This window comes from Vibrio sp. Of7-15 (assembly GCF_022347565.1).
In the GTDB taxonomy this organism is placed as follows: domain Bacteria; phylum Pseudomonadota; class Gammaproteobacteria; order Enterobacterales; family Vibrionaceae; genus NORP241.
On record NZ_JAKRGH010000051.1, the window covers coordinates 1 to 7,816 of the forward strand.

Consider the following 7,816-nt stretch of genomic DNA (forward strand, 5'->3'; position numbering starts at 1 on the left):
GGCCGGACTTGAACCGGCACAGCGCGAACGCCGAGGGATTTTAAATCCCTTGTGTCTACCAATTCCACCACCAGGGCACGCAATTCTTTATTGCGATGCACCAACCAATGTGCTTTATAAAAGCGGTTAGACACCATCTTAGATACCGCTTTCGCCATATCTTATTATTCTTGTCTCTTAAGCAATTATGCCTTGAGAACGAGGCTTACTTTAACCGATTTAAAAAAGGAGTCAATAAGAATATTATCCATTTAATTCAAATGGTTAAAAACCAAGCTAAGAAGCCTACTTTATACTCACTAATACCGTAGCTAATTGGAATTTAGCCCTTTATACAAGTGGTAAATCCGACTGAACACTAAGGGGAAAAGTTTATAGGTATGACGCGTAATTTATTCTATAGGTAAGAATAACCATTCCTGACTACATAAAATACTCATCATAGCCATTGAAAGCATTTACCCATGAGACGTCAAAGGAGTGATCTTCTTTAAAAACTACATTGACGACTCTGCATACTGCTCTTTAATTGCAAGTATCTGTGGCAACACTTTATGGAAAATAGGAACAAGATCAGGGTCAAAATGAGTACCTGTATTTTCATTGATCAAATTAACTGCATCTTCTACTGTCCATGCTTTTTTATAGGGACGCTCTGTCGTTAAGGCATCAAAAACATCCGCGATAGCAATAACTCGCCCAGAGATAGGTATTTCCTGGCCTTTTAATCCATTTGGATAACCTGAGCCATCCCATTTTTCATGGTGACTTAACGCAATTTCCTTAGACATCTGCAACAACCTAGAATCATGGTCACCGATAATATCCGCACCGAATTGTGGATGCTGTTGCATCAAATTCCATTCTTCTTTATCTAAAGGGCCTTGTTTTAATAGGATACAGTCAGGTATTCCTATTTTGCCAATATCATGCATAGGAGCTGCATTGAAAATAAGATTACTCCATTCAAATCCATAGCCTAACTCTTCTGCTATCAAACGAGAATAGTGGCTCATACGAATAACATGCAGACCTGTTTCGTTATCTTTAAATTCCGCCGCACGCCCTAAACGACGAATAATTTCTAACTGTACATCATTTAATTCTTGTGTGCGTTGATAAACTTTCGCTTCCAGTGCCAGATTCTGATCATATAAGGCCAACTGAGTTTGAACACGTTGTAATACAATGGATGGATTTATCGGTTTAGTAATATAATCTACAGCCCCAAGGGAGAGCCCCTTCTTCTCATCGTCGTCTTGACTTTTAGCGGTAATAAAAATGACTGGGATTTTTTCTGTAGCAGGGTTCTTTTTTAAACGGCGGCATACTTCATAGCCATCCATACCTGGCATCATAACATCTAATAAAATCATTACAGGTTTAGGATCAGATTCGGCAATTTTTAGAGCACGCTCTCCATTCAACGCCACTTTAACCTTATACTTACTGCGTAACACACCACTCAGCACATCAACATTTTCTGATGTATCATCTACAACAAGAATAGTCTGCTTCTCTTTGTTAGGTATCACTCAGCCCCCTATGCCAAAATTGGCTCAATAATCTTTTCCAGTTCAGCTAACTGAACAGGTTTTTGTAAATAACCTACCGCTCCGAGTGCCATCCCCTTATTCACGTCCTCTTGCATAATTTTTCCTGATACAAATACAACGGGGATTTGTTTGGTATTGTCATCTTTTTTCAGCGCTTCACATACTTGATAACCGTCCATGTGAGGCATGATCACATCAAGTAATATCAAACTTGGTTGAGGTGATTTATTCGCAATGGCTATCGCTTTTTCACCACTTGTTGAGGCTTTCACTTTGTATTGATTCTTTAATAACCCGCTAAGTAACTGAATATTATCAGCAGCATCATCAACCACTAAAATAATGGGTTTATCACCATTCATAGTATAGCCCTCACTGACTGAGATTTTTTATCAAGTCGGACAAAACACTTAAGGCAGTTTCAAAGTCATACTCATCGACTGATTTCGAAAGTTTTTTCAAAAGCACGTTATCTAATGTACCTGGAGGCAATTTTTCTAATTCATCGATAACATCTGCGGCATCTGTATCATCATCTTCTAACAAATCACGAAGCTGAGTGAGTAATTCATCTACTCTATCTGGATCAACAGTCTCAGCAGCCACATTCGACTCTGATAGATCATTCAAGGCAGACAAACTCACCATAATCGGTTCTAATTCTGCCGTCAGTGATTCCATTAGTTCATTAATTAGGTCTTGTTGACCATTTTCACAAGCAGCTTCTAGTTGACCTGCAATCTCTTGTATTTGAACTGCACCAATATTGCCCGATGTACCTTTCAGTGTGTGCGCGAGACGTATCTGCGTATCTTGCTCGGAATTTTGTTGGGCAGCTTTAAACTCTGACGCAAAGGATTGATTACCATGTAGATATTTCAATAATAATTTACGATAAAGCCCTTTATTTCCTTGAGTAATCGCCAGCCCAACATCTTGATCAATGCCAATAATCTCGGGGATATCCGCAATAGCTACATCGTCCGTTTGCTTCGTTGCAATTGGCTGTGGCTCACTGGGAGTGATCCACTTAGCCATAGTTTGAAACATGTTTTTCACATTGATCGGCTTGGATATATGATCGTTCATCCCAGCATCTAATACTTTATCTCGATCTCCTGACATGGCATTGGCTGTCATCGCAATAATGGGTAAACCTTCAAACTCAGGTGAAAGCCTGATACGACGTGTAGCCTCATAGCCGTCCATAATTGGCATTTGGCAATCCATGAGTACACCATCAAATTCATCCTTTTCTACTGCTTCAAGAGCTTGCTCACCATTTTCAGCCAGTGTCGCAACGATGCCATTACGTAATAGCAACTCTAACGCGAGTTCTTGGTTTAGTTCATTATCTTCAACTAGGAGAACTTTCGCTCCCCTTAGCTTATCCAACAGGTCCGTCATTTCCTCATGGCGGTCATACCCCTCATCAATAGAGCTCTCTACACCTCTTGCTTGCATTATGGTATTGAATAAGCTGGACGCAGTGACGGGTTTGGTCAGAAAACCTTTGATATCGATACCCGATGCTAGTGTCCGAGCTTCTTCTCTGTCATAGGCTGTAATTATGATAACAGTGGGTTTTTGGCTGACTTCTATACTATTTTGAATGGCTTCGGTCGCTTCGATACCATCCATACTTGGCATTTTCCAGTCCATGACTACGAGATCGTAAGGCTGGACACTATCAGCATCTTTAATCATAGCAAGCGCCGCTTCTCCCCCACTTGCTTGATCCACATTAAAGCCAAATGAAATCAACATATTAGTTAAGATTTCCCTAGCCGATAAGTTATCATCAACAACGAGAACTTTGAGCAATCCCAGCTCTTTTTTAGCACAAAGACGATCTGATATTACGCCCTGTTGTATATCCAAAGTTGCAGTAAAATGAAAGGTACTGCCCACACCTTCTTCGCTGTCGACCCAAATATCACCTTGCATCATTTCAATTAGATTTTTACTAATGATTAAACCTAAACCGGTACCGCCAAACTTTCTTGTGGTTGATGCATCAGCTTGAGAGAATGACTGAAACAACTTGCTCTGCTGTTCTTGGGTCATGCCAATACCAGAATCACGAATAGAGAAATGCAACTTAACGCTTTTTTCGGATTTTTCATGTATAGCCACTTTAAAAACGACTTCACCTTGTGCGGTGAACTTAATGGCATTGTTACCGAGATTAATAAGTACCTGCCCTAACCTAAGCGGATCACCAATAAGTGCCATTGGAATATCTGCAGGTATATCAAACATCACTTCTAGGCTTTTTTCTTCAGCTCTCAGACCAATGAGGTTAGCTAAGTTATCAAAGACATCTTCTAAGCGAAAATCGATTTTCTCCATATCCATCTTACCCGCTTCGATCTTGGAGAAATCTAAAATGTCATTAATAATACCCAACAGGCTTTCTGCTGAACGATTCACTTTCTGCACGTAGCCTCGTTGCTTGCGATCTAACTCGGTCTGTAATGCAAGGTAACTCATACCAATAATAGCGTTCATCGGTGTACGAATTTCATGGGACATGTTCGCCAGAAAATCTGATTTAGCTTGAGTTGCAGATTCCGCCTCTTCTTTTGCTTGCCTTAATTCTTCTTCAACCTGTTTTCTGTCAGTGATATCTCGAACTATTCCGGTATACAAATGCTCTGAGCCGATATAAAGCTCACTCACAGCCAAATCCATCATGAAGCATTCTCCATTTTTTCGAAGACCAACCACCTCCCTCTTGTTTCCAATGACACTTTTTTTCCCACTTTCCAGGTAATGTTCTAAGTAACCATCATGATTACTTCTGACAGGATCAGGCATTAACATTTTTATATTCTGGCCTTCAACTTCAGAGCTTCTATAGCCAAAGATCTCTTCTGCTGCCGGGCTAAAATTCTGCACAACTCCTCTGTTGCTTATCACAATAATACCGTCAGCAGCATTCTCTATAATGCTACGCAGCCTCAGCGTTCTCTCTTTAACCAGAATTTCCAATTCCTCATTGGAACGCCTTACAAAGCTGGTTGCTCTCTGCCCAATAGTCAGTGTCAGAATAACTGAGACTAAAATAAGTAACAAAGAAACGACGGCTATCAGAATTAAATAAAGCCGTAGTTGGTAGTAAGATTCTAATGCTTCAGATTTATCAATCTCTGTCGTAATACCAAGCCCGTGTTCATGACTCCACTGCCAAACACCTAAAACACTGACTCCTCTATAGTCTCTATACCCCTCCATATTGGCCCCCATCTTAGAGAACTTAAATTCACTGGAAGCTGAGGAGTTTTGAGACAATTTCAGTAAATTATCTGCCATATAGGTGTAAGGTAATTGAGACACATCTTTGGTAATACGATGCCCAGCGAGTAAGTTCCCTCCAGGATCTTTTAGCTGTACCAGCTCATTGTCTTTTGTGTCTTTCTTGAGCAGGCCGATATCAATCAACTGATCTAAAAATCGACTGGTGGTTAACATCTCCCCTTCTGTATTGATCAGATAACTTTCACCTGAACTACCAAGTCTGCCTTGATTCATTATCTGAGAAATACGGCCACCAGCTTTTAGACGTTGAGCCAAAACTGCCAATATCTTTCCATTTTCATCTTTAATGGGAGCCGCAAAAAACATACTAAATTGATGCAGGCTTGGCTGCGTTGCTTCGGATCCTTCTGATTCCAAACCAAAATCGATTGGGGGAATAAATTCAGGATTACCCTTAAATACCCTGTCCAATCTCTGTTGAGCAAAACGATCTATTAAGTTTCGACGACCAATATTTCCATCACTAGAAGAAGCGATATTCATTCGTTCAGGGCTGATAATGAAAAAAATCTTTTCGTCATCCTTTCCTCCATGTGAATGAATAAAGTGCCTTACTTTCCTTTCCAGTTCTGACGAGATAACTACATCATCAGAATCAGAGTTAAGTATTTGTTGTGTAAGTTGCACTAACTCTGGATGCTCCGCTAACTCGGATAAGTCTTGTTTACGATCGTTGATCCAAAGATCAAGCCGTTCCGATGTTCCTTTCAGCACAAAGCTCAGATCTTCTTTAACATTTTTCGCAATCGATTGCCTACTTTGCTCTAAGGTATACCAAACCAAAGAAAAGATAATAAGCATTATGATCCCAGTCAGAAACATAATGACATTGGTAAAAGCTTTAGAACTTACAAACTTGGCAAGCTGTTCATTGGTTAAATGACGAGGCAATAAATAAATACTTAACAGCACGCTGATAACCACAAATGCTGCGCACGCCAGAATTAAATACACCACATCTTCATCATGAGACTGAATTTTAATATCGGGATCCGCCACTGGTGATTGAGATAACTTTATGGCCTCCAACTCTTGTTCTGATAAATCAGCGTTGCTTATTGTGGCAAGACTATCTGATAAATGGGCTATCCACCTATCCCGAATATATTGATGCTCTTCTTTGGAAATGGAGGCAAGCGCCTTATCAAGAATTGACAAAAGCTCGGGCAGCTCTTTACGCACAGCATAACCAAATTCGCTGCTCTCTATTTCCGTTGCCTTATCCGTTCGCAGCGTTCCAAAACCATGCTTAACCATTAAATGATTTGCGACAGCAAAATTAACAATGGCCGCATCCGTATCCCCTTCGGAAACTGCTCTTAAAGCCGCTAAGGGAGAGTCCACAAAAGAAAGTTTTATTTCTGGATGGTCTTGCTGAATGTCATTTACGTAGAAAAAATCTGTTACAACAGCTAGCCTCAAGCCATAAAGATCGATAAGGCTAGTGACTGGCTCTTGATCTTTACGGCTAAGAATCACCATAGGAAAGCGAATATATGGCGCTGTAAAATTAAGGTGATCACGGCGTTCCTCCGTGTTCGCAATAGTCGCTATGGCATCGATTTCACCACGCTTAGTCTTCTCAAGCACCTCACTCCAGCTTAAACTTATCTGGGCTTTAAAGTCTGTTCCCAACTTTGCATTTATGAGCGCTAAATAATCTGCAGATATTCCGACAAATTGACCTCGGGAGCCAACAAACTCAAAAGGTGGATAATTACTATCTGTACCTATGTTAATTGTTGGATTATTTTGAAGCCACTCTTCCTCTTCTTTAGTTAAATTAATAGATTGCTCTTGCTTCAAGGCCGTTTTATGAAAAGAAGTCCATAGTTGCCCATAGATTTCATCATATGTTCCATTAAGCTTTAGTTGGTTAAAGCCTTGTTGAAAATCGTCTCTTAGTGTTTGGTCTGTAAACGCAGCTGAAAACCAAGTACGCCCTCCAAAAATATCATGTTGATGGTACTTCGTGGGATCATAGCCATGATGGTGCGCCCAATAGGAAAATATATTCCAATCAATCACTATCGTATCCAGCTTCTTTTGCAGAAAAAGGAGGACTTGCTCTTCTTGGTTTTCAAGCTCTCTGTATAACTCCATTTTAGGTAAGATCTTCTGAAAACCTATCCCTAAGTCATTTTTAGCACCCAACCAAGCCGTTACTTTTCTCCCCTTTAAATCATCAATAGAACTAATAGAACGAGGATCTTCTGGTTGAGTAATGGCGTAATTCCAGAAATAGATTATGTCTTTAGAATAATACAGAGAAGGATCCTGCCCATAAGGAACCGTTGTAGCAACATCAATATTACCTTTACGTAATTGTTCTTGGAGCTCGGTATTTAAAAAATAAGAAACTGCCACTGTGTGACCACGTAGTGCAAAAGCCTCACGCATAATTTCAATTTCAATACCATGGGGTTTAGCGGGGTCTTTTAGTGAGGTCGCAAAAACAAAAGGAGGTTTAGAATAACCAAAACCCACTTTAATCGTATCCGCATGGCTTGTCGTAGGTAACATAAAGAGTAAAAAAAGAGTTACTATCCACAGGTAGATGTTTGTCATCACTACGATCCCTTGCTCCTTGCTCTTTGAAAATCCAACCGAACATTTGCGTTATACAAAGTAAACATATAAACCAAGAATGGATAACTTGCGATATAGAATTGAATTAAGGTGAGAATAAAGTGCTGTTAGATAGGAAATTTTGGCAACAGAGTATATTTTAATTTACCAAAAACTTCGCATGGACAATTAGAGATAGGTAAGAGCAGATCTGAGTATTACTTTTATCAAACGTAAAAAAGCCCAATCATTTCTGATTGGGCTTTAAAACTTGGAGGCGCGTCCCGGAGTCGAACCGAGGTCCACGGATTTGCAATCCGCTGCATAGCCACTCTGCCAACGCGCCTTATTTTTACTCTCTTCAAAGAGAT

General features: G+C 40.1%; 3 protein-coding genes and 2 tRNA genes. All 5 read right to left on the reverse strand.

Annotated elements, in window-relative coordinates; translation table 11 throughout:
• The 5 genes from MHO82_RS25220 to MHO82_RS25240 all read right to left on the reverse strand — a co-directional run bounded on the left by MHO82_RS25220 (nt 1) and on the right by MHO82_RS25240 (nt 7,791).
• Nucleotides 1-69, reverse strand: a tRNA-Leu gene (locus MHO82_RS25220).
• Between the two features lie 428 nt (nt 70-497).
• Complete coding sequence (locus MHO82_RS25225; RefSeq protein WP_239189308.1) at nt 498-1,532, reverse strand: two-component system response regulator; 1,035 nt, start codon at nt 1,530-1,532, stop codon at nt 498-500.
• 11 nt (nt 1,533-1,543) lie between these two features.
• Complete coding sequence (locus MHO82_RS25230; protein WP_239189302.1) at nt 1,544-1,918, reverse strand: response regulator; 375 nt, start codon at nt 1,916-1,918, stop codon at nt 1,544-1,546.
• Between the two features lie 10 nt (nt 1,919-1,928).
• Nucleotides 1,929-7,445 carry a transporter substrate-binding domain-containing protein gene (locus tag MHO82_RS25235; RefSeq protein WP_239189305.1) on the reverse strand — a complete coding sequence of 1,839 codons (5,517 nt, stop codon included), beginning with the start codon at nt 7,443-7,445 and terminating at the stop codon, nt 1,929-1,931.
• A 272-nt stretch (nt 7,446-7,717) separates the two neighbouring features.
• Nucleotides 7,718-7,791, reverse strand: a tRNA-Cys gene (locus MHO82_RS25240).
• Nucleotides 7,792-7,816: the final 25 nt, after the last annotated feature.